Origin of the sequence: Pseudomonas sp. O39, assembly GCF_045447295.1 — a bacterium.
Taxonomy (GTDB): domain Bacteria; phylum Pseudomonadota; class Gammaproteobacteria; order Pseudomonadales; family Pseudomonadaceae; genus Aquipseudomonas; species Aquipseudomonas antarctica_A.
This window is the reverse complement of the sequence record NZ_JBJGXV010000033.1, coordinates 12892-38639: the sequence shown is the minus strand read 5'-3', so window position 1 is coordinate 38639 and position 25748 is coordinate 12892. Positions and strand designations below refer to the sequence as shown.

The following is a 25748-nucleotide window of genomic DNA, read 5'->3' as shown; positions in this document are numbered from 1 at the left end:
CATTTAGACTGGCCCGACGTCCATTTGCATCGGTGGCCGCGCATGTGGCAATAGGGCGACCTCCGATATGTCACTTATGCCCGTCCGGCTATGTAATCGTCGATCGAACTGAATTGCCGATGCCGACACATCCAGCCTGAGAGGAATACGAATACGGTCGTGGCAAGGACTGCCCAGCCGCGCCGCCGCCGGGCCTCACTTTTGGTCCGCGCACCGCCGCACAGAAGGAGGGCCATCATCAGGAGGTAGAAAGTCAGCAGAATGACCTTTGCGAAGAGGGATAAAAGGAAAAACCAGATACTGTTGCTTCTGTACGTTTGGATAAGCACCTGCAATGACATAAGACTACCAAGGACACAGCCAACAATGATGGAGTAGTTGCGTGGCACCTCAAGCCAGGAGCTCGCGACGAAATACGCACCAATCCCCAAGATCGGAGTCAAGGTTGTCCAAAGCGCGTCGGTGTAGTCCTGATAGATCGTAATGGTCCCCCGACGGTGCAGGTAGATGCAGACCAGCAGCAACATTGCCATCACGAACAAGCTAATCTTCAAGTTCAGGATCGCTTGATGATCATCCGTTGCATTTCGCGGGGCTGCCGGCTTCACCACGGGGGGGGCCATTGGGGAGGTAGAGGCCTTTGAAATCACATTCGTTTCAGATTGATCAACCCAGGTAGCGGCAACGGAGGTTGGCGCTTTAGATGGCTGATCAACCTTGGTGCTTAATAGAACACTGAGCCGATCAGTCATCGAAGCGGTTAAGCAACTGGCGGTCTCGCAGTTGTCGCGCAGACGCAACCAGTCTCTTTGATCTTGACGGACCTGAGCCCTGTTCGGCGCAGCGTCTAAAGCGCGGACATATTCAGAGTTCATCTGCTCATCCAGACGACTGAGTGCAGAATCTGTGCAAATCGATTTCTCAGCAAAGCTTGCAGCTTTGTTGCAATCAAAGCTGGTGGCATTGGAGTGGGCTGATACCAGGGTGAGCATAATGACGAAAAGGCCAGAGCCGATGTTGAATCGCGACATATTCGATTTTTCCTTCATTTTGTTTGCTCCAGCGTTTCGCCAGAGCCATGCCTAACCGCGCTCGTATGCACACGGCTAGGTACCTGAAGCCTAGCTCTTACTTACGACGCTGGGGCTTGAAGAAATGTCGTGCCGTCCCACTTGTAGTTTTCGGTGCTCTGAACACTCGGGCAGCAATCCGCATCATCCGGACCGACGGAGAGAACCTTCAGTTTGACGGCCTGGGGATCAATTACCTGAATGTCCTGGACACCATTGCCGACTACAGCTTTTCCACGGAAGTCCCAACCTGCCGAGTTGCCAATGAACGCGGCAAGGGTTTGGAAGTAGCCATTACCGCCACCTTGACCTTCGATCGTGTAAAGCATCACGGCATCCTTGATGCCGTCGTTATTTAGGTCAGCAAAAATAACCTGACGGCCCTCCTTGTATTCATCCCCGCCATCCTGGGCGATTTCACTCGCGATCATCCGATCTGCAGATGCAGCAAGGTCGGATGGCACTAATGCCTTTGCCTGAACAGTCGGTTCGACGGCCTGAGCTGCTGGTTCCGCCAGCCGGGCAGTCGGGGTGACCTGAGCTGGAGTCGGTGCTTGAGGCACCTTGCCTAACAAGATTGCCTCAGTCTCAGTCATTGGTTCATTTGGCTTAGCAGATGCTTTGCTTGCTTGAATACCGGCACTGATCTTTTGAAGCACTGCAGCACGCAGTTCTTGCATGTCTGAAATGTCTAAAAGTTGGTTGCGGGTATTGCCGAACGGTTGACCTTCACCCAGGAACCATCGCGCAAAAAAACCTGGACGCTTGTTTTCCTGTTGATCGACCAAGTGGTCAATTAGCTCATTGGCAGTTTTTGAGAAACGATCAAATCCATCTTTGCCGACGACTTGCACGATCGAGTCCTTCTCCCGCTCGATGTTGCTTCGTGCGAGCTCGAGCATGACAATGTTCGTGTCGACCAGTTTGCTTTCACACTCGTTCGTATAATTTCCAAGGCATGCCTGCCTGTATTCTTGAACTGCATTGTTTGCCTGGAAGTCGTTGTAGGCTCCGCAGCCTGACATAGAAACCAAAACACCTGCAGCTACAACCCCACGAAACATGCCCATCCAAATATCCTTTTAAACCCGAGAACCGGTAGACTGCCGTGGCGATCGCCAGCAGTCGCTCCTAGTGATGAATTCGTCGAAACCGCCTACAGGACCAACTCCGTGGTCTTTCAGTAGGCAAGAAAAAGCCCCCGTTTCGCGGGGGCTTTCTCAACCCTTGCGGGTTAGCCGATGTTCACGCCCATCGATTTAGCCAGAGGCGCCAGGCCACCAGCAAAACCTTGGCCAATCGCCTTGAATTTGAACTCGTCGCCATTACGGTACAGCTCGCCGAAGATCATGGCGGTTTCAGTCGAAGCGTCTTCGCTCAGGTCGTAGCGCGCCAGTTCTTTGCCGTCAGCCTTGTTCACTACACGGATGTATGCATTGGCAACCTGACCGAAGCTCTGCTTGCGCGCTTCAGAGTCGTGAATGGTCACTGCGAAAACCAGCTTCTTCACAGCGGCAGCCAGACCGTTCAACTTGACGGTGGCTTGCTCGTCATCACCTTCGCCTTCGCCGGACTGGTTGTCGCCCATGTGTTCAACAGAACCATCAACCGATTTCTTGTTGTTGTAGAAAATGAAGCTGGCGTCGTCGAGGACTTGGCCGCTTTCACCCAGGATGAAGATCGACGCGTCGAGGTCGAATTTCGAACCGTCGGTAACTCGTGCGTCCCAACCCAGACCTACAGTGACTTCGGTCAGGCCTGGGGCCTCTTTAGACAAACTAACGTTCCCGCCTTTCTGCAGAGATACGGCCATTTTCGATTCCTTTAAGTAAGGTAGACAAGACCTTTAGATGAAGGCCAAGTAAAAAAAGATAATTAGATTAACGACTTAGGCGTTAAAAATTCATGCCATAGTTATTGGCCAGAGCTTTCAGGCCGCCGGCATAACCCTGGCCAACAGCGCGGAATTTCCACTCGCCGCCGTTGCGATACAACTCAGCAAACACCATCGCAGTTTCAGTCGAGGCGTCTTCTGCCAGGTCGTAACGAACAACTTCCGCATTGGTCGTATCGTTAACGATGCGAATGAAGGAGCCGCCAACCTGACCGAAGCTTTGCTTGCGTACTTCTGCATCGTGGATGGTAACGATGAACACCACTTTGTCCACGTCGGCCGGGATGCGGCTCAGGTCTACCTTGATTACTTCGTCGTCGCCGTCGCCCGCACCGGTGCGGTTGTCGCCAGTGTGCTCAACCGAACCGTCAACGCTTTTCAGCTGGTTGTAGAAAATGAAGTCGGCCTCGCCGCGTACTTTGCCATTTGCGCCCAGCAGTAGCGCACTTGCGTCCAGGTCGAACTCAGCACCATCAGTAGCACGCGGGTCCCAGCCCAGGCCTACCAATATTTTGGTCAGGCTCGGGTCGGTTTTGGTCAACGAGAGATTGCCACCTTTCTGTAGGGTCAACGCCATGGGTATTACTCCTTGTGGTATGGGCTATTTTTCAGCGGTTTCAGGTTGAGCTTCTTCCTTGCCTGGGAAGACAAGGCTTGCAACCACACCGATCGCCAGTACAACCATAACGATCAGCAGGCTGGTGTTTGCATCGATTGTGTAGCCATGGTGGAACATGTGGTCGGTTGCGTTCAGACCGAGTTTAATGGCGATGAAGAACAGCAGCGCGACTACAGATTTTTCTAGGTGGACCAGGTAGCGTTTCAGCGCTTCGAGCACGAAGTACATGGTACGCAGACCCAGGATCGCAAACAGCATGGCTGAGTAGACGATCAGAGGTTCACGGCTAACCGCGATTACCGCCGGCACAGAGTCGAATGCGAACAGGACGTCAGACACTTCTGCCACAACAAGGCAAAGGAATAGCGGGGTAGCAAAAATTGTTCCTTTTGCTGCCAGGGTCATGCCTTTGTTTTCAGGCTTCTTCAACTCAACCTGAAGCTGTTTACGGCTGACGAAGAAGTTATGGCCATAGAGTTTCGGCCACACAGGGAACAGCTTCTGTGCGAAGCGGTAAGCCATGTGCTTGGAGTAGTCCTCTTCCTCGTCATCATCACCGCCGGCGCGCAGCATCATAACTGCGGTCCAAGCCACGATTACTGCGAAGACGATTTCGACCCACGGACCGAAAGCCAACAGTCCGGTACCAATGGCTACGAAGATGCCGCGGAACACGATGGCGCCGATGATGCCCCAATACAGGACTCGGTGACGCATGCCATCCGGCACTTTGAACCAGGCGAAAATTGCCATGAACACGAACAGGTTGTCGACGCTCAGAACCTTTTCCAATGCGTAGCCAGTTACAAACAGGCTGGCGACTTCCGGGCCGTGCTGTACGTATAGGAAGCCGGCGAACGCTAACGAGATAGCGATCCAGAAGATCGACCAAATCGAAGCCTTAGCCAGGGAAATTGGCTTGTCACCGCGGTGAGTGACCATGTCGAGGAGAAGCGCGCTGAGCGCGATCCCGACGAATACCGCCATGGTAAGCGGAGGGAAACCGATGTGAGTGTCCAAAGTACCGCTCCTTAAAGTTCAAAATCAGCTGGGTTAAGGCCCAGCTCAAGGCAGACCAAGCGGCACGCTGCTTTTTCTTTGTCATCGAAGTCGCCGTCAGACGCACCAATGGCGCAGCCGACGCGAACCAAGAGGCGTGCAGCGCCAGCATCGTTCTTGATCTTGCCGATAACCTTCAGTGCTTCGGCCTGGCCAAGCTGAAAATCGAACTCGAACTTTTCGCAGTGTGCGTTGAACGCCTTGATCACATCGCCCATGTCGAACACTTTCAACTCAGGCGAGTTTTGAATGAAGCCGGTCATCTTCTGTTTTTCTTCAGAAGATATACCACCTGACGCCGCCGAGATGAGCGCGCAATTCGCAGTCATCGCATCAAGAAATTTCTGGTTCTTGAACTTTGAAACTTCAGTAGTCAGTGCTTCACGCGCTGCAACTACATTTTGTTTAAGCCATGCAAACATGTTGTTTTCCTCCAAGGGCGGGGTCGACAGACCCCGCCAGATTTTCTATTTGGAGCCTGCTCGCCAGTTCATACCCCAGCCGTAAGCTTTGTCCATAACTGCGTGACCTCGATGGAAGTCCACACGCCGAGAGACCTTAACGGCGCCGTTCACATTTTCAAGCATCGCAATGGCACACATTGGTTCACGGCCGCCTTCTTCATTGAGACGCACCTCAATTTCAGGTTGACCTGGGATGAAAATGGTCACAACACCATCGGTTTCTCTCCAGTTCGGAGCACCATCGTAGATGAAGGCGAAGACCAAGATCCGGCGGATTTCACTCCACTTGGTCCCGTTGATGTGCATCCACTCACCACCAGCGACAGAGCCAGTACGGTCGTCACCCATCAACTGAATGAAAGGCTCACGTGTAAGACTACCGAACGATTTTCCGAGGGCTTGAACAACTCCCTTCTCGCCGTCCTGCAGTTCGTACAGGCAACCAACGTCTAGGTCGACAGATTGGCTTCGCTTGAAGAACCCGCCCGAGCTGCCTTTGTTCCAGTTCAAGTTCACCTTGATTTCGCCGAAACCGGCTGCAGTCTTTTCAAGACTGATAGACGATCGTGTTTTATCGAGGGTGACCTTGCTCAGACTGATCGTAGATTTAGGTGCAGCGGCCGGAGCAGGCGGCGGCGTTTGTACCACTGGGGCAGCTGCTGGGGCCGGCGCTGATGCGGCGACCTCTACACCAAAGTGCTTGGCCAACGGCTCAAGGCCGCCATTGAAGCCCTGGGCCACACAGCGGAATTTCCAGTCACCATTTCGGCGATAAAATTCGCCGAGGATGAGTGCTGTTTCCTTCATGCCGCCAGTAGGGATTTGAGCTTCAATGCCACCCGTCACCACAACCGAAAGTTGTGACACGCGCTCAAAGCTCGCCTTGTTCTCGTAGATAGTGGCGGTAAGGGCCACTTTCTCAACTGCAGACTCAAGACGACTCGTATCGAGGGAGAACACTGCGCGCCCGGCCGAGGACTCGGTCAGCTGAACGGCGCCACCCAGAATTTGAGGCTGGCCATAGAAACACATGTCGCCATCGCCTCGGACTTTGGCCGAGGCGCCCAGTGCGAAGGCCGAGACGTCAATGTCGGCCCCCGGGATTGGCGAGTAATTGATATCAACGCGAAGCTGGCCGCTGGCAACCGGCGCATTACCACCAGGTACGAGATTCGCCATTAGCGCAGCGCCTGAACGGCCAGAGTGATCAGGTCGTCGGCAGTTCGGCCATTCGTGGTCGTACCGATTGCCTTGAATTCCCAGTCGCCATTCTCGCGGGTCAGGCTCGCCATGACGATTCCGGTGTGCCCACCTTTTTCCGAAAGGTTGAAGCGTGCGAGCTCAGCGTTGTTGCTGCCATTCACGATACGGCAGTAGGCCTTTTCGACTTTCTCAAATGACTGGCCAGTGAAGGAATTCACAGTAAAAATAAGGTATTTAACGGTTGAAGGCAGACGCTGCAGGTCAACATGGATCGTCTCGTCATCCCCATCGCCATCGCCTGTACGGTTGTCACCGGAGTGTTGGATCGATCCGTCCTGGGACTTCAATTGACGGAACCAGACCAGGTCGATTTTCTGAAAGTCGCTATTGAGCAGAATGCAGGAAGCGTCGAGGTCGATCTCGGTACTGCCACCAAACATCTTGCCAAGGAAGCCAGCCGCCTTGACCGGGTCCCAACCCAAACCTAGGCTAATGCTGGTAAGCGAACTGCCGGCCGTTTTAGCCAGGGAGATGGATTGCTTTTTTTGCAGGGTGAGTGCCATGGTTACGCTCCTTGTTGGTCGTCTGTGTTCGTGTGCCGGTCAGCGTTGACCGTCACTTGCAGGTTGGCGTGCGCGACATTGCTCACGCCCCATTCCCGCTTCTATCTGCCCGCAGGCGAAGTCGACACCATGCGGGATGAAAGTTTCGCCAGTATGCTTCTTGCGCCGCAGCCAACAACTCGAAATCGCCGCGGGTGTCGCCCCATGCTTTAAACCGGTAATGGCCAAGTGACCGATACACAGCGTCAAGTCTGAGCACTTTGTTCTCGCATCTACAGTTGTAGCCAGTCATACGCCCGTTCAACAGACCGTCTTCCACTTCAAGCTCGGTACCGATCACCTTGATGCCAAGGCGATTTGCAAAAGGCTGGAGAATCAACGCTGGGGATGCAGAGAGTAACGACAGCACCAGCCTCTAGCTCAACTGCGACAGATTCTAAACCTGAAGGCCGCATGAGCTGTACCCAATACAACCCTCAGAATTTCACGGTTCGCTTTTGAAAGCACTTCACATCCTCGCCAGTAAGAAACGTACTGATCAGATGTGCCTTCAACTCTTCACGTTTCAAATCTCGAGTCAGGAATCGAACGCTTGGCAGCGCAAGCCAAAAATTCGTCGTTTAAATTCGATGCTTCCGAAAGCGAACTTCAGGAAAGGAACGAAGCTGTCGCTCCGAGTCAGTGTGCCGTCGAAGTCTGAGACCGGCACCACCTGTGTTCCCTGCGTGGCTGCTTTGTCAGCTTTCAATGTCATCGCAGGGCCTCAGCCAAGCGGATAGGCGCCTCGACAAGACCTACATCCGGCTGACGAACTCCGTGCCATTCCGCTCGTTCAAGGATGTTGACCGCCCACTTGTAATGGGTCGCAGGCTCGCACATGGCATCGTTGTGCTTGAACACTGCAGGAGCAACGTCACTGACAATCATCTTCGCGCAGTTGAGGTCTTCGAGGCTTACGCGCAACGTGTCCTGGATCGTGCTGATCTGCGATGGATGAATCGCCGTCTTCCCTACCAAGCCATGGGCGATGTCGAGTTCCAGCTCCTCCATCAGCAAATGCGGTGTCGCGAGTTGCTCGAACACCGGTGCCGTCAGTGCGAAACCTTGGGATCCCATGACGCCTGCCAACATTGGGATCACGTAGCCCATAGGGGTGCTATAGAGCGTTGTTGCAGGATTCCTTCGAAGTCCAAGACTTCCCATCAGGTCGTTCCCACCGATACGTAGGGCGATAATCCGGTGATTCAGTTTCGCCTTCAGCGCCTGGCCCAACTCGACCATTGCCACAGGGTTGAACACGTCTGTAGTTTCCAGCGTCGGCATGAGGTACAACGCCGGGTTCGTAACGGCCTGTTCCCATTCCCCGAGGTTGCGCAGGGTCAATTTCGGCACAACGAACCCATCAATGTGGGCCATCAACGGCCAATCATTAAGCACAGCAGCCATCACCGAGTCTCGGGGACGAACAAACAGCAGCGGACCATTGGACGGACGCCCACCGCGCTCGTTGATCGCGGTCAGCAGGCCATTCAGGTTCCTCAACGCCGTGTCGACGTCAATTTCCGCGACCGCATCCTCCAGACACACGACCAAAGAACGTAGTTCTGGAAATTTGGTGCGGAAAACAACATCAAGCAGATCCGCACGTGTAGCCGGCATGTAGAGCGTTGCCCCCAAGGCGTAAGGAGAAAGGACTTTCATCAGCTCACACTCCGAATGATGGTTACCGCCCGGTAAGGGCCTAATGCAGCACCCACTTCTTCCACCGCGACCCCAGCGCCCTCAGTCAGGTGCATGAGCAACTGAACATCACTGTCGCTACGGCTGCGGACCAAGACGTGATCCGGTACTCGACGCAGTACCGCGCGGGTTGCTTCGGCGATACCAGGCTTTACTCGATTGAGATTGGTAATGCCGAACTGGGAGGCCAGCGACTTGACTACGTGCGAAGCTGCTCCCTGCAGTTCAAAACGCTGGGGATCGGTCCATGGAGAGGCTTGAGGAACCATACCCAGCGCCTTTCGCTTCTCCTCGATCTGCTCGATGAACTCGCGGGTGACATCGTGCTCTCGCAGATGGTCATAAACCACACAACCATGCAGGCCTCCATCTGCGGGCCATATGGAGCGCGAAACCAGACCAGACACCGTCGCACCAAGGATGCCGGAGGGGATAACCCAGTCTTCAGCCGACGCGGACAACCACGCACGGCCGCAGGGATCTGCCAGCACTACAAGCCGGGGTTCCTCAGGGAAGCGCGAGTCGCCATAGAGGCTGCGCTGAATCTCGCCAGAGATTGCGCCCTTCCCTGTCCAGCCGTCGATGAAGACGATGTTCTCGGAACCATGAGCCTGAATGATGGCCTCGAGGGCGACTTTGTCGATCCCCCGATCTCGGACTATGCTGATTCCGTAGTGGTGCGCATCTCGACCCATGTCGAGCAGGGCCCGACGCAACAACACGCCGAGCGGCAAGCCAGCACGAACGAACGACACAAGCACAATAGACGGGGCCGTGCATGCCTCGCTCAGCGCCAGCGCCAGGGACTGAACGTCCATGGCCATGCGGGTACCGTTTTGTTCGAGTGCGCGCTCGTAAAGGGCTTTGTGCACGTCCGTCGGGGCACTCTCAAGGCTGATCATTTCGGAGTAGTGCTTCTGCTTCGACTGAATCAGACGCTCCTTCTCCAAGACATCAGTGGTCTCCATCTGAACGGCCTGCAGCAGGAACTGAACATCCTCTGCTGCATAGCTGCCGGGCCCCACGGTAACCAGACCTGCAATAGCCTTAGTCATGGACTTTCCCTCCAACCAGCTTGGCCAATTGGCTACGCGCTGGGGTCGCCCACATATGGCATTCCCGCATGAAACCGAGGTCAGTGATACTGTCCCCAAAGCCCAGCACCGGACGCTCACCATTGGCCTTACGATCACGGTGCAACAATTCTTGAACAGCCACTTCCTTCGACAGGCCCTGCGGCAAGAACGCGAGGTTGTTGGAATTGCCGTGGATGTGCATGCCTTCTAATAAACCGCGGGCCTGTACTTCAGCGAGAACCGTTTGCAGGACTTCATCATTGGATTCGTTGTGCTTGGTCACCACGTAGTGGCGGAGGCCTTCTTCCTCGACAACCCATCCGCGCAAGGAAATGCCAAGCTCCTTGCCAATGGCAAGGGTTGCTTCACTGAGGCCTGGCAAGCGAGTCTGATAGTCAGCAAGAACATCGCTCATGCGAGCTTGCCATTCCTCGTCAAGCTTTCCATCAGCACCAAGGATCACGCCGCCATGGGAGCAGACGGCACCGTGCATAAAAGGCAGTTTCACACGACTGAATGCTTCAACGCTGCGCGCTGTAACTGGGACCACATCGGTCGTGGACAAGAGCCACTGGGCGAGGGAGTGTTGGACCGTACTCATGTAGCCATTGGGCTGACCCTCGATATCAAGAGTCGCAGTAATCCGCTGAGAACCTTCTGGCATTTTGCGAGCAGTCTGGAACAGGGTGTCGTCGAGATCGACCAGGGCGAGGGGGCGCTTATTGACCATCGACAATCACCTCCGCGCTCAGGGATCCAATCAGAGCGGCGGACACAGCCTGCGCCGGTGTTTCCGAGCAAATCAGAACTCGATCAAACTGCCCAGGGCTCACGTTGTAGAGGAAATTGGGGATACCTAGACCGTAGTTGTCCGCGAACGACAGCGCGTGACCGATGGCATGGCCCAGAGCGATTGGCGAGCGACTGGTCGAACTGAAATGCACATCAGCACCAGCACGCTCCAAGCGTTCAGCGAGCAGAAATGGACGCCAGACGAATTCACTGGTACCTACCACAAGTACCCGCTCACCTGGTTTGACCTTCAGGTCGAGAGCTAGCGTGTCTTCTACGGCGCGAACACCATGACGCCCCCAGTCACTCTCCGCCGACAACTCCCACTCTCCAGGTTCGATGGTACCTACGGCCGGCATTTCCGGGAGCGGCGCCTCAGCGTCCTCGTGGAAAGTATAAGAACCCTGCAACAGCGACACCTGACATGCAGAGTCCCCGATAGTTTTGCGCACTGCATCGCCAGACCAATCTGTCAGTACGCATGTCACGACACGCTCCACTCGGGTCAAGCCGGCATCGACAAGCGCGCGGTGAAGATTTATGAAAGTTTTTCCCGTTGAAGCTTCGTCGTCGACCAGCACCAGCGAACGGGCATTCAGCATCATTTCCCGGACATCGGCATCTACCGGCAAATGAATGAGGTGCGCACTGGCGTGGCTATGCTCTTCTTCAAAATGGGCGAACAGATCATTGCCAGTAGGGTGGCGCGTGCTGACCATGTAGACCGTATCAGGGCGAGTCTCGCTGAAGGCACGATGCACACCAGCACCCAGGCCAACTGCTGTTTCAGCCATACCAATAACGAGCACAGGCCCAGGCAGGTCGTCAGGAATTTGCGCCGCGAGGCTTTTGAAGCTCGCCTTCATGATCGAAGGCCGCACAGGTATGTGGCGGCCAAGAACTTTGGAAACGAAAAGAAACGCACGCTTTGGATTACGGCGCTCGGCAAAACCGAACAACGAGCCCGGGTCGATATGTGTGGCATCGACGGTGACATCGAGACGCCCGCGCATCAGCTGTGCGCTTAGAGCTTGTTTAACTGCGTTACTTTCCATGAAAAAAATTCCTAGGGTAGCGTGAGGTCGATAACCTAACGTCTCTTCCGCAGCTTTCAAGTCAAAATAGGGTCTAAAAATTCTTGGCTTCGACGCGCCACATAGATGCTTGGGCCGAACGTGCTAATTCAGCAGTTGTGAACGTCTTGCTGCTGGATGTTTGAACTGCATCAACGCGGCACGCATCCAGAAAGGAGAGGAGCAAAGACGCTTTAACGGCAAAGTTCATATTTTGAGCATCAGGCATTGTCGAAGTTACCAAACCGATAACAGCGCCTGTCGAATCAAATAAGGGAGATCCGCTAGAGCCAGGTTGAATAGCAGCAGTAAATTGTAGAAGGCTGGAATCGTTATGCAGGCCAAATAACGCTGACACGCCGCCCTGGGTCACGTGGACCCCACCACCGGCGAACCCCGACATAGGGAAACCCAACGCGACTACAGATTCTCCCAAGTCGCAGCCGGAGCCTTCCTTAAAAGAGACAGATCTGAGGACAGGGGACTCAATCACTCTGAGGAGAGCGATGTCATTACGCTGGTCGACGACGACCGGCTCTGCACGATAACGACCTTCAAAGGAGGAAATGAATATGTCACTCATGCCCTCGATTACATGAGCACAGGTGAGAAGATGTTGATGGGAAACAGCGAAACCAGTGCCGGTTGCGCCCGTTCGTGCGCGTTCAGCCTCCGCAGAGCTACTGCGCCCTTTTGGATGGGCGTCATTAATATCGATCCCGATGCGGCGGCCTAGAGCGGCCAAACCATAAGCCGACCCCTCAGCCAGTGCGCGAAACTTCCATTGCTGATTACGGATGTAGAACTCGCCAATGATGATCGCCGCTTCACCGTTATCGTGGAGGTCCAATCGGTATTCGATCTGTTCGTCCACAAGCAGATGCAACGAACGAAGTTCGCTTACCGGGCCGGCTGCGGAAAATGTGTACGCGATAAGAAGCACTCGATCGCTGCCGGGAGGGAGAGCTGACAGGTTCAACTTACAACCAACCTTCGCTTGGTCGCCGCGCCACTCCATCCATGACTGTGTAGTCTGGAATAGTGCAGCCTCACCCGTGGGTTGGCGTTTGTCATTTACCGGCAGTATGGCAATCGCCGCGTACTCCCCGAAAGCCGAGGAGTTTCCGCATTCCAGAGTCCATTCACTCCGTGGACCTGATACCGCGGTGTTTGCGCCTGGCGCGAGCACCATCATTCCTTGATTACTCCTTAAGTGCTAAAACCACAGCGCTGCAATGGTACCAAACTTCAGGTTTCTCAATGCCTCAGGATGTCATTTTGGCACTACAGCTGCAACGGTGACCCCTTTCACACGTACGTCTGGCCGCCAAACGGTAGCTGGCTCAGGGAGATTCAGGCGGCGCGTAGCAAATATACCCGCCAAATTGACGCCAGCCTCCCGGGTATAACCAACGCCACCAGAGTAGCGCGGGTTGATTTCCAACAAGTGGGGTATACCCTGCGCATCATCCTTTGTCTGAACGTTCACAATGCCGTCACACTGGAAATGCTCGGCCGCTTTGAGTGCAAGCTCAACCGCTGCACCATCGTTTTCAAAAATCTGATGGACGCCGGTCTTCCTCCGGGCCACGAACGCGATCGCTCGGCCAGCCTCGCAGACCATATCGACCGAACACTCGCTCCCGGGCATGTAAGGCATCACAAGCATCGCTGGCGGCATTGCTCTTTCGCTGTAAGCACGCATGTATGTAGCGAAATTCGCAACCCTTGCATCGGGATCAGCAAAGCAGCAAAAGGGATCAGCACCCTCTTTGAAACGCCAAAAGCCTTGGCCATAGATGCCGACTGCAGGTTTTACGCAGACCTCACCCGACGCCGAAAGAGTTTCGTAAGCAGCAAACATATCCTCAGCATTCGTAGCAGTGATCGCCGGCACGCAGGCCAAGCCAGCACGCTCTGCCTCAGCAGTAAACCTGCTCTTGTCATCAACGAGGTCGAAGGTTCGCATCGATGTCCCACCGGTTACCAGCACCAGGCCAGCTTTTTCGAATCGAGCCCGGGCCCGCTCAAATACCCCCCCCAATCGACCTGCCAGGATTACTTTGATGCCATAGGTGTGTGCAGTCGAAATCACCCACGAGATTCGCTCTTCAGCACCACGAGGTTCGGTGAAACTGATATCTGCACCGGCCGTGATTTCAGGGCGATCATCGCGATGCGAGGCGAAAATCTTCACCTCAGGTGGCAGCGCATCACGCGCACCTTGAATAATATCGCGCTGGCTAGACTGCCCTTCGAGAAACCAAATCATGTTTTAACCTCACTTGTAGATGTGCACCGAAAGTCAAACCCGATGACGGGGACTGACAGCAATCGATAAGTTCAACCGGAACATAACGAGTCCGGCAGTAGCGTCAAGGCAATGCAGTGCGTTGTTCCAAGAGAGCGTCATCACGAGACAAGCTCCCATCCACAATTCCGGTTTTCAGGTTTTAAACTGGACCGCTTGCATGTGGTTCCTGCGCTCGTAAAATAATTCGGAACGGCGGTGGTGAGGCAAAACTAGGCGGGGTCACCCGGAGAAAAACAAACAGCATTGTCATTTCGAGTCAAGTCCAGTTAAGAATGGGCACCCATCGCAAAATTTTTCTAACATTTTGCAACGACATCAAGTAAATCGTCCACAGACATTCTATTTCAGCGTATGAAGCTGCAGGGCAACTGAAGCTCATCCCGTACCGTCCTCAAGTTTTGAACCAGTATCGACCCAGGGATAATCTATACCACCATATAGAGTCCGGCGACTAAGTCCTTCGTTTTCACAATAGATCAAGTAGTCTAATAATTTGCGGGCTCGACGGCGCAGGTCATCGGTATGCCTATGCGCGCCCTAAGCAAAGATCACGCACTGGGATTGCGATTACTACTTTAGCAAAACGGGCTATCACCTAGGCTGCGAAGATGCTTGGAAGCATGAGACGCCTCATAAAATTCTTGATGAGTATTTACGAGAGCTCGCCGAAGCGCGTCAGATCGATTTCGAGCTAATCCCTTGATATGCGCAGGTTCTGATGCGTGATCAAAAGCATATTGCGTCACTTCTCGCTTCGGTCTTCTCATATGTTCTGGTAGACGAGTATCAGGACACGAAGCAAATTCAGTATGACCTGCACGTCTCGCAGCAAAAATCCGAATGCACGGGTGCAATCTTCACCTTCAAACCTTTTCTAAATATAGGCTTGGCAAACAGGGGGCGCCCATGTACGTCAGGGTAACACACCCTCCTGACACCGTCGCTTGAGGCGATGGTGTACACGGCAACAGCGGATGCTGATCGAAGCAATGACTTAATTCAGTGCACGTCATGGTGTTAGCCGTTTCGGACTAGTTCTGCTCTTCCCATATCAAATACGGACCAGGCGTGACGCTGTATCGGCCTGCCAGAGACCGGGCAATAGTCAGCAGTAAATACCGTATTCCACTCGCGTCAGGAAATCTCTAACCATTAAATATCCATGGCCGCTCGACAAAAGACTGCATGGGGCCAAATGGTTCAATCCAAATGCTTTCTGGTGTAGCCACTGATGAGCATGTACTCTACTGCCAAACAAATGCGTTGCTATGACTAAAATATGATTTCGCCTAAGCCTGTAGTAGCGCAGCTCTCGGCTCCAGCAAACGCTATGTGATGCAGGACAGTTTCTTAGAAACTCGTAAATAACCATCAGAATACTCCGATCTCGGCGAGAGAAGCAACTAGCCCAGCTCATTGAGCAGAGCCTCCAGCACCTCAGTTGCCTTACCAATCAGCATCAACTCATTCTCTCCGCCCAGTGAGACATCCTCGATATTGAAATGAATGACAACTGCGCCACATGCACATGCGATTTCTGGAATATCAGCAGCTGGAGTAACGATCCCTGACGTACCTACCGAAACAAGGACGTCGCAACTGCGGACCAACCGGATAGACTCCTTCCAAATACCAGGCGGCAAGTCTTCTTTGAACCAAACAATTCCCGGACGAATGCGACCATTACAGTGATCGCAACGAGGAGGATTTTTTTCCAGACCACTCGCAGGAAGATTAAATTGCTCTAACGGTAACCGCGCAACCCTATTACAGGCAAAACATTTAGGACGCTCAAGACTACCATGAAGATGCAACGCGCTTATTGATCCGGCGCGTTCGTGTAGGTCATCAATATTCTGCGTTATTATCGAAACCTTGCGTACATCACTCGCCAATTTTGGAATTGCTAGGTGTGCGGCATTTGGTTTGGCACTTTTTGCTTGAAATCTTCTCCACAAGTAAAACCCCCAAACCAATGCCGGATTATCCCGAAACGCTTTGGCAGTTTCCAAACCTTGGGGATCATAGGTACCCCAGAGCCCAATTAGCTTGTCTCGATAAGTCGGTATTCCGCTCTCTACAGAAATGCCCGCACCAGTAAAAAATACAACTCTTCGAGCGCCCCGCAAAGCATTTGCTGCTGTCTCAAAATCACCTAGAACGCCCATATGCTTACCCAACCGATTCAGCTAAAACTGACAAACCCGAGCAATCGTGAAGCCGACCATCGGATTTCACGCAATCATTCACTACCAACAGAAATGTACAATAACTTTTGAGAGCCATTCTGATTAGTGTCTACTACAGTTGAATATACGCTCCCTGTCGAGACTTGATAATCATGGCCCAATACCCTTCCGTCACCATCAACTACTTCATAGAGACGTTCTAGTATTTCCATTTTCCAAGACCCGGAGCCGTTTATACACCCCGGCGTTACTATTTGAACTTGGTTAACCCATGCGGCGTTAACTCTACAGTTCACCAGATCCTTCAAGAGCTGGACGTTCGGAGCGAGAACTGTTCCTGTATGATGACTATCACCAGTAGAGTCGATGGTCTCAACGTGGAACCATGGCCACAACGTTTCCAATTCCACAAACGACCAAAACTGAAAATCGCTTGTCGAACGGTTCAATCCGGGCATCAGCTCGGCTTTGCGCATCGTTCTGAACATAATTTTTCCTGAATAACACCAATGGCATAGCCCAAAAAATAGCTCAGCGGTCAACTCCAGGGGAGCTCATCGTCTTTGTGACGCCCTAAAGATTCCCATAAGAGCAGTATAGTGAATTTATCGGAACTGTCGTGATGTGGCTCTATCCTCGTTTTTGAGGATCATTGAGTGCTCAGTCACGAAATCGCGGCAGCAATCAGGACGATACGAAGCATGAAAGCTCTAGGATACGAGGACCTCGCTGATGTCAGTGTCCGCCGTAGCATCAGCTCCTTGGAGCAAGCTCAAGTGAACGTATCTGTTAGTAAGCTAGCTGAGCTTGCCAAGGCGTTGGATTTTGATTTCGTGGCGTTGGTAGCCATTTGCGTGGCGCTTAGCGAGAACACGGCCCCTGAAAAAATCATTGAGCGTTCGTCCAACACGTTGGCTGAGTTCTCATCCCAAGGGGGATTTGTGCAGCTCCGTTCTCAACTGGCTGAAGGAAAAATCAAACCAAGAAGTCCTGGTAAACCCGCGAACGCTAAAAACATTACCGCCGTAACCCATTTGCGTTCGCTAGGCTTCAGTCAAGCTCAGATATCAAAAGAATTAGGATTAGCCAAATCGACAGTGAGTCGTTATTGGAAGCTAGCAGATAAAAGACATGAATAAATCCCCTACTCAGATAAGTTCCGCTAACTTTATGCGCTAACACGGGGTCGGGGCTCTCACTCGCGGTAGTTAGCGCTCGATCACAGATGCGGTGAATTGCGTGTCGCAATCCTTTTTTCACATGACCAACAGACTGAAATGTCAATCATCGAGAACATGGAGCCGATTATGCATGAGATGCCTGAAAGAGGAGCTCCCTCGCAAAAAAGTCGGATACTCGCCGAAGCATCTCTTCCCCAGTGCTCCTCAAAGCTAATGTAAACCCTCCAAGCCACGTAATAAGGAGCTTGTTTACCTGTTCAGACCCTTTCTGGATCCCGAAGGCCTGAACCTAAAAAAATAAGTTTACATCCTGCATAAAAAAAGCTGAAAAGTGGCTTGTTTACATCTAGGACCTGGCGCATGGTATATTTGTGGCCGTATAAGAATACCTTTGCTTGATTGAGAGCCTTTGTTAATGGCCTCGGCAGCTAAGGCGATAACACTGAAGCCTTACAAACCCCACGGCCCGCAACGGGTTTACGTAATGATACTGAAAAAACTATAAGCGTATTGAACGCAAACTCCAGCAGCGACCAGACGCTGCGATTGAGCAAGCGCGTGCTGGTCTGGCGTGGCAACAGATCGAGCCAGCTTTGCATCATGCCCGCCGCCACTGCGGAGAGAATGCCCGAGGCGCCCAGACGCTCAGCCAATACATACGCGGCAAACGGCAGCAGCAACATGAACACCACGTGAGTGGCCGGGTCGTCCCAGCCACTCGCGATCATCCATGTACGTAGCCGGCCGACCAGCCAGCTCAGCGCTACACCCACCGCCAGGCCACCCACGGCAACCAGCACGAAGGTCAGGCTGGCATCCGCCAGGGAGAACACGCCGGTCAATGCCGCCGCGAGGGCGAACTTGAAGGTCACCAGGCCCGAGGCATCATTCATCAACGCTTCGCCCTGAAGCATGTGCATCAGCGGCTTGGGCAAACGATTTTGGGCAATGGCCGACACCGCCACAGCATCCGTCGGTGATAAAACAGCTGCGAGGGCGAAGGCCACTGGCAACGGGATCGTAGGCAAAATCCAATGAATGAAGTAGCCAGCGCCGACCACGGTGAACAGCACCAACCCCACCGCCAACGTCAGAATCGGGCCGCGCAATCGCCACAACTCGCGCTTGGGCATGCGCCAGCCATCGGAGAACAACAAGGGCGGCAAGAACAGAAACAGGAACAGTTCGGGGTCCAGCGCCACATGCAGCCCCAACGTAGGCCAGGCCAACAAGGCGCCCGCAGCGATCTGCACCAAGGGTAAAGGCAGAGGGATCACACGCCCGACAAGACGCGAAACACTGACCAGCATCAGTAGGATAAGAACGGTATAGGCGGTTTGCATCACGCGGGTTTCCCGGACAATCGACTTGCAGCGACACACATCAGGCAACAACTGGCCGTTGAAGTGCCATATTACCCGGCTATGTTACCTGCCTATGCTGCGCGCTGGCTTTTGCACAAAAGTCGCACGATGCTGACCAGCGGCACCCAAATGCTCCAGGCATGGCATAATCCGTGACCTTTCGTTTTCCATTGGCCCAAAGGGGGGCAATTCCTTGACCGTTTCAAGCAAAACGTTGCACCTTTTCGGCATCAAAGCCTGCGACACCATGAAAAAGGCCCGCACCTGGCTCGATGAGCACGCTGTGAGCTATGACTTCCACGACTACAAAACGGCCGGTATCGACCGCGAACACTTGACCCAATGGTGCAACGAGCACGGTTGGCAGGTGGTTTTGAACCGTGCGGGCACCACCTTTCGCAAACTCGAAGACGAACGCAAAGCCGATCTCGATCAGTCGAAAGCCATTGAATTGATGCTCGCACAACCCTCGATGATCAAGCGCCCGGTGCTTGATCTCGGTGACAGAACCCTGATTGGCTTCAAGCCAGATAGTTATTCGGCAGCCCTCAAGTAGGCCAGCCTTCCATTTTTGTAGAGGTAACAGCATGTCCAATTCCCTGTTCAGCCTGGGCTTCGGCGTCGGCACTCAGAACCGCCAAGGTGCTTGGCTGGAAGTGTTTTACGCACAACCGCTGCTCAACCCGTCGGCCGAAATCATCGCTGCCATCGCACCGATCCTGGGTTACACCGAAGGTAACCAGGCCATCACGTTCACCGTCTCCCAGGCCCTGCAACTGGCCGACGCACTCAAAGGCGTCGACACAGCCCAAGCCGCCCTGCTGAGCCGCCTGGCTGAAAGCCACACTCCGCTGGTCGCGACCCTGCTGGCCGAAGACGCTGCACTGACCTCCACGCCTGAGGCCTACCTCAAGCTGCACCTGCTGTCCCATCGCCTGGTCAAGCCGCACGGCCTGAGCCTGGCGGGCGTGTTCCCGCAACTGCCGAACGTGGCATGGACCAGCCAGGGCGCGATCGACATCAACGAGCTGGCCGAGCGCCAACTGGAAGCCCGCCTGCGTGGCGAGCTGCTGGAAGTGTTCTCGGTGGACAAGTTCCCGAAAATGACCGACTACGTGGTCCCGGCCGGCGTGCGTATCGCTGACGCTGCGCGTATCCGCCTGGGCGCCTACGTGGGCGAAGGCACCACCGTGATGCACGAAGGTTTCGTCAACTTCAACGCCGGTACCGAAGGCCCGGGCATGATCGAAGGCCGTGTATCGGCTGGCGTCTTCGTCGGCAAAGGTTCGGACCTGGGCGGCGGTTGCTCCACCATGGGCACCCTGTCGGGCGGCGGCAACATTGTGATCAAGGTAGGCGAAGGCTGCCTGATCGGCGCCAACGCCGGTATCGGCATCCCGCTGGGCGACCGCAACACCGTGGAATCGGGCCTGTACGTAACCGCCGGGACCAAGGTTGCACTGCTGGACGAGCAGAACCAACTGGTCAAAGTGGTCAAGGCGCGCGAGCTGGCCGGTCAACCTGACCTGCTGTTCCGCCGTAATTCCGAGACCGGTGCCGTGGAGTGCAAAACCCACAAATCGGCCATCGAACTGAACGAAGCGCTGCACGCTCACAACTAAGCAGCCACTCGATGCCACTAGCGGGCCGCGCCTTCGGGTTGCGGCTCGCTTATACGAGTCTTGAACACCATGCTTGTGCCCTCTCCCTGGCGCGCCGATTTCCCGGCCATCGCCACCCTGCAACGGCAAGACCAGACCTACCTGGACAACGCCGCGACCACGCAAAAACCCCAAGCCCTGCTGGATGCCATCAGCCATTACTACGCTAACGGCGCAGCCAATGTGCACCGTGCCCAGCATTTGCCCGGCGCCCATGCGACCCAGGCCTTTGAAGACAGTCGCAGCAAGGTCGCGCAGTGGTTGAACGCAGGTGACAGCGGGCAAATCATCTTTACCCACGGCGCAACCTCTGCGCTGAACCTCCTGGCTTATGGCCTGGAGCATTTATTCAATGCGGGCGATGAGATTGTCATCAGCGCCCTGGAACACCACGCCAACCTGCTGCCCTGGCAGCAATTGGCCAAACGTCGCGCACTCACGCTGGTGGTACTGCCGCTGGGTGATGACGGTGTAATCGATCTGCAATCCGCCGCCGAATTGATCGGCCCGCGCACTCGCGTGCTGGCGGTGAGCCAATTGTCCAACGTGCTTGGCGCCTGGCAACCGCTGGAGGCCTTGCTGGCGCTCGCCAAGGCCCACGGCGCACTGACCGTGGTCGATGGCGCCCAGGGCATCGTCCATGGTCGTCACGATGTGCAGGCCCTGGGTTGCGACTTTTATGTATTTTCCAGCCACAAACTCTACGGCCCGGACGGCGTCGGCGTGCTGTATGGGCGCAACGAAGCCCTGCATCACCTGCGTCACTGGCAGTTTGGTGGCGAGATGGTGCAACAGGCGGACTACCAAAGCGCCAGCTTCCGCCCTGCCCCACTGGGGTTCGAAGCCGGCACGCCGCCGATTGCCGGCGTGATTGGACTGGGCGCTACGCTGGATTACCTGAGTTCGCTGGATCAGCCGGCAGTGGTCGCCCATGAAGCCGCGCTGCACGACTACCTGCTGCGCGGGTTGAAGGCACGCAATGGCATCCGCGTCTTGGGCTCGCCGCAGGTAGCTTTGGCCAGTTTTGTGGTGGAAGGCGTGCATAACGCCGACCTTGCGCACCTGCTGACCGAGCAAGGCATAGCCGTACGTGCCGGGCACCATTGCGCCATGCCGCTGCTCAAGGCGATGCACTTATCCGGAGCGATCCGCGTGTCCCTGGCGCTTTACAACGATTCGGATGACCTGGAGCGTTTCTTTGAAGCGCTGGACCAGGCGCTGGATATGTTGCGATGAGCTTGCCGGTGGAGGCCGTCAGCGCGCTTGAGTCGTTTCAAGCCGTAGGCAGCTGGGAGCAACGCGCCCGGATGCTGATGCAATGGGGCGAGCGGTTGCCGGCTTTGGCGGATGCGGACAAGGTCGACGCCAACCTCGTGCAGGGCTGCGAAAGCCTGGTGTGGTTGGTCGGCCACTTGCAGGCCGGTCACTGGCAGTTTGCCGCGAGCAGCGAGGCGCGGATGATTCGTGGGTTGGTGGCGTTGCTGCTGGCGCGGGTCAATGGGCTGTCGGCGGCCGAGTTGCAGGCCGTCGACCTGCCTGACTGGTTTGCACAGTTGGGCCTGTCGCGACAGTTGTCGCCGTCGCGCAGTAATGGCTTGAATGCCGTTCTGCAGCGGATGCGGGAATTAAGCCGTACACAGAACTAAATGTGGGAGCTGGCTTGCCTGCGATTGCATCAGCGCGGCCCCCCCTGAAAGACCGAGGTGCCTGCATCGCAGGCAAGCCAGCTCCCACATTTTAGAATTGCGCAGGGCAACGAGAGTCAGGCGGGCTTGACCCGCTCGGACGGCCTGCGCACCCCGGCCACAATCTTGTCGACTGCCTTGGTCGCCGCCACCATGCCGAAGGTGGCCGTCACCATCATCACCGCGCCAAACCCACCGGCGCAGTCCAGCTTCACGCCGTCACCGACAAAACTTTTCTGCAAACAGATGCTGCCGTCCGGCTTGGGATAGCGCAGCTGCTCGGTGGAAAACACGCAGGGCACGCTGTAATGGCGGGTCACGGTGCGGGAGAAACCGTAATCGCGGCGCAGCGTGGAGCGCACTTTCGACGCCAACGGATCGTTGAAGGTACGGTTCAAGTCGCAGACCTGGATCAGCGTCGGGTCGATCTGCCCGCCCGCGCCGCCGGTGGTGATGATCTGGATCTTGCGGCGCTTGCACCAGGCAATCAGCGCCGCCTTGGCGTTGACGGCGTCGATGCAGTCGATCACGCAATCGATATTCGGGGTGATGTATTCGGCCATGGTGTCGCGCGTGACGAAGTCCGCCACCGCATGCACCGTGCAGTCCGGGTTGATGCCGCGCAGGCGCTCGGCCATCACTTCGACCTTGGGCTTGCCCACGGTGCTGTCCAGCGCGTGCAACTGGCGGTTGCTGTTGCTGACGCAGACATCGTCCAGGTCAAACAGCGAAATCTCGCCCACCCCGCAGCGGGCAATGGCTTCCGCCGCCCAGGACCCTACGCCGCCGACGCCGACGATCGCCACATGGGCCGCTTTCAAGCGTTCCAGGCCTTCAATGCCATACAAGCGGGCGACGCCTGCAAACCGCGGATCTTCTGTGCTCATGACCATTACCCCAAAAACCGGCGCGCATTATGGACTACGCAGCGACAAGTTCGAAGCGACAAGCTACAAGTAAAGAACTTAGAGGGTGTTTCGCTGACTAACGTCCGGCTTTTCTCTGTCTGCTATACGCTCAGGGACGGGCCGGTGTAGGATGCGCGCCGTTCGGCGTAGGCCGACACCTCTTTTCGTTCCACACCCTTTGGAACCCGAAATCGCTATGTCATCGCGTAAATTTGGACTCAACCTGGTGGTGGTGCTGGCAATTGCCGCGCTGTTCACCGGTTTCTGGGCGCTGATCAACCGCCCGGTCACTGCCCCCAACTGGCCCGAACAGATCTCCGGGTTTTCCTACTCGCCGTTCCAGCAAGGCCAGTTCCCGCAGAAAGACCAGTACCCAAGCGACGAAGAAATGCGTCGCGACCTCGAGATCATGAGCAAGCTAACGGACAACATCCGTACCTACTCGGTCGACGGCACCCTGGGGGATATCCCCAAGCTGGCCGAAGAGTTCGGTCTGCGCGTGACCCTGGGTATCTGGATCAGCCCGGACCTTGAACGTAACGAACGCGAAATCCAGCGCGCCATCGAACTGGCCAACAGTTCGCGCAGCGTCGTGCGGGTAGTGGTCGGTAACGAAGCGTTGTTCCGTGAAGAAATTACCCCGCAAGCGCTGATCGTGTTGCTCGATCGCGTGCGCGGCGCCGTGAAAGTACCGGTGACAACGTCCGAGCAATGGCACATCTGGGAAAAGAACCCGCAACTGGCCAAGCACGTCGACCTGATTGCCGCGCACATCCTGCCGTTCTGGGAATTTATTCCGATGGACAAGGCCGGCCAGTACGTACTCGACCGCGCCAGGGACCTGAAGAAATTGTTCCCGAAAAAGCCGCTGCTGCTGTCGGAGGTTGGCTGGCCGAGCAACGGGCGCATGCGTGGGGGTAATGAAACGTCCCCGGCAGACCAGGCGATTTACCTGCGCACGCTGGTGAACAAGCTGAACCGCCAGGGCTACAACTACTTCGTGATCGAGGCCTTCGACCAGCCGTGGAAAGTCAGCGACGAAGGTTCAGCCGGTGCTTACTGGGGTGTGTACAACGCCGCGCGCCAGCAGAAATTCAACTTTGAAGGACCTGTGGTCGCGATCCCGCAATGGCGCGTGCTGGCCATCGGCTCGGTGGTGCTCGCGCTGCTGTCGTTGACCTTGCTGATGATCGACGGCTCGGCCCTGCGCCAGCGTGGCCGGACCTTCCTGACCTTTATCGCCTTCCTGTGCGGGTCGGTGCTGGTGTGGATCGGCTACGACTACAGCCAGCAATACAGCACCTGGTTCAGTGTGACCGTCGGGATCTTGCTGGCACTCGGCGCGCTGGGCGTGTTTATCGTGTTGCTGACCGAAGCCCACGAATTGGCGGAAGCGGTATGGACTCACAAACGCCGACGTGAATTCCTGCCAGTGGAAGGGGATTCGGACTACCGCCCGAAAGTGTCGATCCATGTGCCGTGCTACAACGAGCCGCCGGAGATGGTCAAACAGACCCTCGACGCCCTGGCCGCCCTGGATTACCCGGACTACGAAGTCCTGATCATCGACAACAACACCAAGGACTCCGCTGTTTGGGAACCGGTGCGCGATTATTGCGAAACCCTCGGGCCGCGCTTCAAGTTCTTCCACGTTTCGCCCCTGGCCGGTTTCAAGGGCGGCGCGCTGAACTACTTGATCCCGCATACCGCCAAGGATGCCGAAGTGATTGCGGTGATCGACTCGGACTACTGCGTGTCGCCGAACTGGCTCAAGCACATGGTGCCGCACTTCGCCGACCCGAAAATTGCCGTGGTGCAGTCGCCGCAGGATTACCGCGACCAGAACGAAAGCACCTTCAAGAAGCTCTGCTACGCGGAATACAAAGGCTTCTTCCATATCGGCATGGTCACCCGTAACGACCGTGACGCGATCATCCAGCACGGCACCATGACCATGACCCGTCGCTCGGTGCTCGAAGAACTCGGCTGGGCCGACTGGTGCATCTGTGAAGACGCCGAACTGGGCCTGCGCGTATTCGAGAAAGGTCTGTCGGCGGCGTATTACCACGACAGCTACGGTAAAGGCCTGATGCCGGACACCTTTATCGACTTCAAGAAACAGCGTTTCCGCTGGGCCTACGGGGCGATTCAGATCATCAAGCGTCACACCGCCAGCCTCTTGCGCGGTAAGGGCACCGAGCTGACCCGTGGCCAGCGCTACCACTTCCTGGCGGGCTGGTTGCCGTGGGTGGCGGACGGCATGAACATCTTCTTCACCGTCGGCGCCTTATTGTGGTCCGCGGCGATGATCATCGTGCCGACCCGTGTCGATCCACCACTGCTGATTTTCGCGATTCCGCCCTTGGCGCTGTTCGTGTTCAAGGTGGGCAAGATCGTCTTCCTGTACCGCCGTGCAGTCGGCGTGAACCTCAAGGACGCGTTCTGCGCGGCCCTGGCCGGGTTGGCGTTGTCTCACACCATCGCCAAGGCGGTGCTGTATGGTTTCTTCACCACCAGTATTCCGTTCTTTCGTACACCGAAAAACGCGGATAACCACGGCTTCTGGGTAGCCATTTCCGAAGCCCGCGAAGAAATGTTCATCATGCTGCTGTTGTGGGGCGCGGCGCTGGGGATCTACCTGGTGCAGGGCCTGCCGAGCAATGACATTCGCTTCTGGGTAGTGATGCTGCTGGTGCAATCGCTGCCGTACGTGGCGGCGTTGATCATGGCGTTCCTCTCGTCGCTGCCAAAACCGGCGCCGAAGGGTGAGCCGGCAACGGCAGAGTAAAAACTTGCGCAATGCACTAAACGGCGGCCTCTGGCCGCCGTTTTGCTATAAGATAACGGCCGTTTTGTGAGACTTGGCCCAGCCCTGCTTTCTGTGGGAGCTGGC

General features: G+C 55.6%; 25 protein-coding genes and 2 pseudogenes. 7 read left to right on the top strand and 20 right to left on the bottom strand.

The features are described 5' to 3' along the window. Positions 1-74 precede the first annotated feature (74 nt). From ACI77D_RS27695 to ACI77D_RS27625, 15 genes and pseudogenes are all read right to left on the bottom strand, one after another. Complete coding sequence (locus ACI77D_RS27695) at positions 75-1049, bottom strand: lysozyme inhibitor LprI family protein (RefSeq protein ID WP_407017914.1); 975 nt, start codon at positions 1047-1049, stop codon at positions 75-77. A gap of 83 nt (positions 1050-1132) precedes the next feature. Further along, positions 1133-2140: a hypothetical protein gene (locus ACI77D_RS27690; RefSeq protein WP_407017913.1), complete on the bottom strand. Its 1008-nt coding sequence runs from the start codon at positions 2138-2140 to the stop codon at positions 1133-1135. 164 nt (positions 2141-2304) lie between these two features. Continuing rightward, entirely contained in the window at positions 2305-2883 is a 579-nt protein-coding gene (locus ACI77D_RS27685; protein ID WP_122562002.1) for a TerD family protein, read from the bottom strand. A gap of 82 nt (positions 2884-2965) precedes the next feature. Continuing rightward, positions 2966-3541, bottom strand: coding sequence for a TerD family protein (locus ACI77D_RS27680; RefSeq protein ID WP_046071045.1), 576 nt, complete (start codon positions 3539-3541; stop codon positions 2966-2968). 24 nt (positions 3542-3565) lie between these two features. Continuing rightward, positions 3566-4570: a TerC/Alx family metal homeostasis membrane protein gene (locus ACI77D_RS27675; RefSeq protein WP_122562042.1), complete on the bottom strand. Its 1005-nt coding sequence runs from the start codon at positions 4568-4570 to the stop codon at positions 3566-3568. 44 nt (positions 4571-4614) lie between these two features. Continuing rightward, entirely contained in the window at positions 4615-5064 is a 450-nt protein-coding gene (locus ACI77D_RS27670; RefSeq protein WP_069553158.1) for a tellurite resistance TerB family protein, read from the bottom strand. 45 nt (positions 5065-5109) lie between these two features. Beyond that, a complete protein-coding gene (locus ACI77D_RS27665; RefSeq protein WP_407017912.1) occupies positions 5110-6285 on the bottom strand; it encodes a TerD family protein in 1176 nt (391 codons plus the stop codon). Continuing rightward, positions 6285-6872, bottom strand: coding sequence for a TerD family protein (locus tag ACI77D_RS27660; protein ID WP_407017911.1), 588 nt, complete (start codon positions 6870-6872; stop codon positions 6285-6287). The genes ACI77D_RS27665 and ACI77D_RS27660 overlap by 1 nt, the downstream gene beginning before the upstream one ends. Before the next feature lie 82 nt (positions 6873-6954). Next, positions 6955-7626 (bottom strand): annotated as a pseudogene (locus ACI77D_RS27655) (HAD-IB family phosphatase). Further along, the gene (locus tag ACI77D_RS27650) at positions 7623-8573 is read right to left on the bottom strand and encodes an HpcH/HpaI aldolase/citrate lyase family protein (protein ID WP_407017910.1); all 951 of its coding nucleotides are present in this window, start codon (positions 8571-8573) and stop codon (positions 7623-7625) included. Before ACI77D_RS27650 ends, ACI77D_RS27655 begins: the two are co-directional and overlap by 4 nt. Continuing rightward, entirely contained in the window at positions 8573-9667 is a 1095-nt protein-coding gene (locus ACI77D_RS27645) for a cysteine protease StiP family protein (protein ID WP_407017909.1), read from the bottom strand. The genes ACI77D_RS27650 and ACI77D_RS27645 overlap by 1 nt, the downstream gene beginning before the upstream one ends. Further along, positions 9660-10418 carry a trehalose phosphatase gene (locus ACI77D_RS27640; protein WP_407017908.1) on the bottom strand — a complete coding sequence of 253 codons (759 nt, stop codon included), beginning with the start codon at positions 10416-10418 and terminating at the stop codon, positions 9660-9662. The genes ACI77D_RS27645 and ACI77D_RS27640 overlap by 8 nt, the downstream gene beginning before the upstream one ends. Further along, on the bottom strand, positions 10408-11535 hold the full coding sequence (locus ACI77D_RS27635; RefSeq protein WP_407017907.1) for a phosphoribosyltransferase domain-containing protein: 1128 nt from the start codon (positions 11533-11535) through the stop codon (positions 10408-10410). Before ACI77D_RS27635 ends, ACI77D_RS27640 begins: the two co-directional genes overlap by 11 nt. Before the next feature lie 73 nt (positions 11536-11608). Continuing rightward, positions 11609-12748 carry a trypsin-like peptidase domain-containing protein gene (locus tag ACI77D_RS27630; protein WP_407017906.1) on the bottom strand — a complete coding sequence of 380 codons (1140 nt, stop codon included), beginning with the start codon at positions 12746-12748 and terminating at the stop codon, positions 11609-11611. Between the two features lie 78 nt (positions 12749-12826). Next, the gene (locus tag ACI77D_RS27625) at positions 12827-13825 is read right to left on the bottom strand and encodes an ATP-grasp domain-containing protein (protein ID WP_407017905.1); all 999 of its coding nucleotides are present in this window, start codon (positions 13823-13825) and stop codon (positions 12827-12829) included. 760 nt (positions 13826-14585) lie between these two features. Between ACI77D_RS27625 and ACI77D_RS27620 the strand changes: the two genes are divergently transcribed. Then, complete coding sequence (locus tag ACI77D_RS27620) at positions 14586-14789, top strand: UvrD-helicase domain-containing protein (protein ID WP_407017904.1); 204 nt, start codon at positions 14586-14588, stop codon at positions 14787-14789. A gap of 183 nt (positions 14790-14972) precedes the next feature. On the opposite strand, the gene ACI77D_RS27615 is transcribed toward ACI77D_RS27620, so the two are convergent. The 3 genes from ACI77D_RS27615 to ACI77D_RS27605 form a co-directional block, all read right to left on the bottom strand. Beyond that, positions 14973-15239 carry an antitoxin Xre/MbcA/ParS toxin-binding domain-containing protein gene (locus tag ACI77D_RS27615; protein WP_407017903.1) on the bottom strand — a complete coding sequence of 89 codons (267 nt, stop codon included), beginning with the start codon at positions 15237-15239 and terminating at the stop codon, positions 14973-14975. A gap of 31 nt (positions 15240-15270) precedes the next feature. Then, a complete protein-coding gene (locus tag ACI77D_RS27610) occupies positions 15271-16035 on the bottom strand; it encodes an SIR2 family NAD-dependent protein deacylase (protein ID WP_407017902.1) in 765 nt (254 codons plus the stop codon). A 74-nt stretch (positions 16036-16109) separates the two neighbouring features. Further along, positions 16110-16544, bottom strand: a complete 435-nt coding sequence (locus tag ACI77D_RS27605) for a hypothetical protein (RefSeq protein ID WP_407017901.1) — start codon at positions 16542-16544, stop codon at positions 16110-16112. 213 nt (positions 16545-16757) lie between these two features. On the opposite strand from ACI77D_RS27605, the gene ACI77D_RS27600 reads away from it, so the two are divergent. Then, positions 16758-17195 (top strand): resolvase, encoded by a 438-nt coding sequence (locus ACI77D_RS27600; protein ID WP_407017900.1) that lies wholly within the window; start codon positions 16758-16760, stop codon positions 17193-17195. Between the two features lie 515 nt (positions 17196-17710). Here the strand turns inward: ACI77D_RS27600 and ACI77D_RS27595 are convergent. Beyond that, positions 17711-18580: pseudogene (locus ACI77D_RS27595) on the bottom strand (Na+/H+ antiporter); the annotation flags it as partial. 214 nt (positions 18581-18794) lie between these two features. Here ACI77D_RS27595 and ACI77D_RS27590 point away from each other — a divergent pair. The 4 genes from ACI77D_RS27590 (at position 18795) to ACI77D_RS27575 (ending at position 21908) form a co-directional block, all read left to right on the top strand. Beyond that, complete coding sequence (locus ACI77D_RS27590) at positions 18795-19157, top strand: ArsC family reductase (protein WP_407017899.1); 363 nt, start codon at positions 18795-18797, stop codon at positions 19155-19157. A gap of 31 nt (positions 19158-19188) precedes the next feature. Next, positions 19189-20223, top strand: a complete 1035-nt coding sequence (dapD, locus tag ACI77D_RS27585) for a 2,3,4,5-tetrahydropyridine-2,6-dicarboxylate N-succinyltransferase (RefSeq protein ID WP_064451063.1) — start codon at positions 19189-19191, stop codon at positions 20221-20223. 69 nt (positions 20224-20292) lie between these two features. Next, complete coding sequence (locus ACI77D_RS27580; protein WP_262667162.1) at positions 20293-21498, top strand: aminotransferase class V-fold PLP-dependent enzyme; 1206 nt, start codon at positions 20293-20295, stop codon at positions 21496-21498. Then, positions 21495-21908, top strand: a complete 414-nt coding sequence (locus ACI77D_RS27575) for a SufE family protein (protein WP_064451061.1) — start codon at positions 21495-21497, stop codon at positions 21906-21908. The genes ACI77D_RS27580 and ACI77D_RS27575 overlap by 4 nt, the downstream gene beginning before the upstream one ends. Positions 21909-22024: 116 nt before the next feature. On the opposite strand, the gene tcdA is transcribed toward ACI77D_RS27575, so the two are convergent. Beyond that, positions 22025-22834, bottom strand: a complete 810-nt coding sequence (tcdA, locus tag ACI77D_RS27570) for a tRNA cyclic N6-threonylcarbamoyladenosine(37) synthase TcdA (protein ID WP_407017898.1) — start codon at positions 22832-22834, stop codon at positions 22025-22027. 217 nt (positions 22835-23051) lie between these two features. Between tcdA and ACI77D_RS27565 the strand changes: the two genes are divergently transcribed. Next, on the top strand, positions 23052-25643 hold the full coding sequence (locus ACI77D_RS27565; RefSeq protein ID WP_407017897.1) for a glycosyltransferase: 2592 nt from the start codon (positions 23052-23054) through the stop codon (positions 25641-25643). Positions 25644-25748 lie beyond the last annotated feature (105 nt).

Bases quoted from the DNA above. Each gene is read 5' to 3' on its own strand.
- ACI77D_RS27695 (WP_407017914.1), bottom strand. From the start codon at position 1,049: ATGAAGGAAAAATCGAATATGTCGCGATTCAACATCGGCTCTGGCCTT.
- ACI77D_RS27690 (WP_407017913.1), bottom strand. From the start codon at position 2,140: ATGGGCATGTTTCGTGGGGTTGTAGCTGCAGGTGTTTTGGTTTCTATG.
- ACI77D_RS27685 (WP_122562002.1), bottom strand. From the start codon at position 2,883: ATGGCCGTATCTCTGCAGAAAGGCGGGAACGTTAGTTTGTCTAAAGAG.
- ACI77D_RS27680 (WP_046071045.1), bottom strand. From the start codon at position 3,541: ATGGCGTTGACCCTACAGAAAGGTGGCAATCTCTCGTTGACCAAAACC.
- ACI77D_RS27675 (WP_122562042.1), bottom strand. From the start codon at position 4,570: ATGGCGGTATTCGTCGGGATCGCGCTCAGCGCGCTTCTCCTCGACATG.
- ACI77D_RS27670 (WP_069553158.1), bottom strand. From the start codon at position 5,064: ATGTTTGCATGGCTTAAACAAAATGTAGTTGCAGCGCGTGAAGCACTG.
- ACI77D_RS27665 (WP_407017912.1), bottom strand. From the start codon at position 6,285: ATGGCGAATCTCGTACCTGGTGGTAATGCGCCGGTTGCCAGCGGCCAG.
- ACI77D_RS27660 (WP_407017911.1), bottom strand. From the start codon at position 6,872: ATGGCACTCACCCTGCAAAAAAAGCAATCCATCTCCCTGGCTAAAACG.
- ACI77D_RS27650 (WP_407017910.1), bottom strand. From the start codon at position 8,573: ATGAAAGTCCTTTCTCCTTACGCCTTGGGGGCAACGCTCTACATGCCG.
- ACI77D_RS27645 (WP_407017909.1), bottom strand. From the start codon at position 9,667: ATGACTAAGGCTATTGCAGGTCTGGTTACCGTGGGGCCCGGCAGCTAT.
- ACI77D_RS27640 (WP_407017908.1), bottom strand. From the start codon at position 10,418: ATGGTCAATAAGCGCCCCCTCGCCCTGGTCGATCTCGACGACACCCTG.
- ACI77D_RS27635 (WP_407017907.1), bottom strand. From the start codon at position 11,535: ATGGAAAGTAACGCAGTTAAACAAGCTCTAAGCGCACAGCTGATGCGC.
- ACI77D_RS27630 (WP_407017906.1), bottom strand. From the start codon at position 12,748: ATGATGGTGCTCGCGCCAGGCGCAAACACCGCGGTATCAGGTCCACGG.
- ACI77D_RS27625 (WP_407017905.1), bottom strand. From the start codon at position 13,825: ATGATTTGGTTTCTCGAAGGGCAGTCTAGCCAGCGCGATATTATTCAA.
- ACI77D_RS27620 (WP_407017904.1), top strand. From the start codon at position 14,586: ATGCGTGATCAAAAGCATATTGCGTCACTTCTCGCTTCGGTCTTCTCA.
- ACI77D_RS27615 (WP_407017903.1), bottom strand. From the start codon at position 15,239: ATGGTTATTTACGAGTTTCTAAGAAACTGTCCTGCATCACATAGCGTT.
- ACI77D_RS27610 (WP_407017902.1), bottom strand. From the start codon at position 16,035: ATGGGCGTTCTAGGTGATTTTGAGACAGCAGCAAATGCTTTGCGGGGC.
- ACI77D_RS27605 (WP_407017901.1), bottom strand. From the start codon at position 16,544: ATGTTCAGAACGATGCGCAAAGCCGAGCTGATGCCCGGATTGAACCGT.
- ACI77D_RS27600 (WP_407017900.1), top strand. From the start codon at position 16,758: ATGAAAGCTCTAGGATACGAGGACCTCGCTGATGTCAGTGTCCGCCGT.
- dapD (WP_064451063.1), top strand. From the start codon at position 19,189: ATGTCCAATTCCCTGTTCAGCCTGGGCTTCGGCGTCGGCACTCAGAAC.
- ACI77D_RS27580 (WP_262667162.1), top strand. From the start codon at position 20,293: ATGCTTGTGCCCTCTCCCTGGCGCGCCGATTTCCCGGCCATCGCCACC.
- ACI77D_RS27575 (WP_064451061.1), top strand. From the start codon at position 21,495: ATGAGCTTGCCGGTGGAGGCCGTCAGCGCGCTTGAGTCGTTTCAAGCC.
- tcdA (WP_407017898.1), bottom strand. From the start codon at position 22,834: ATGAGCACAGAAGATCCGCGGTTTGCAGGCGTCGCCCGCTTGTATGGC.
- ACI77D_RS27565 (WP_407017897.1), top strand. From the start codon at position 23,052: ATGTCATCGCGTAAATTTGGACTCAACCTGGTGGTGGTGCTGGCAATT.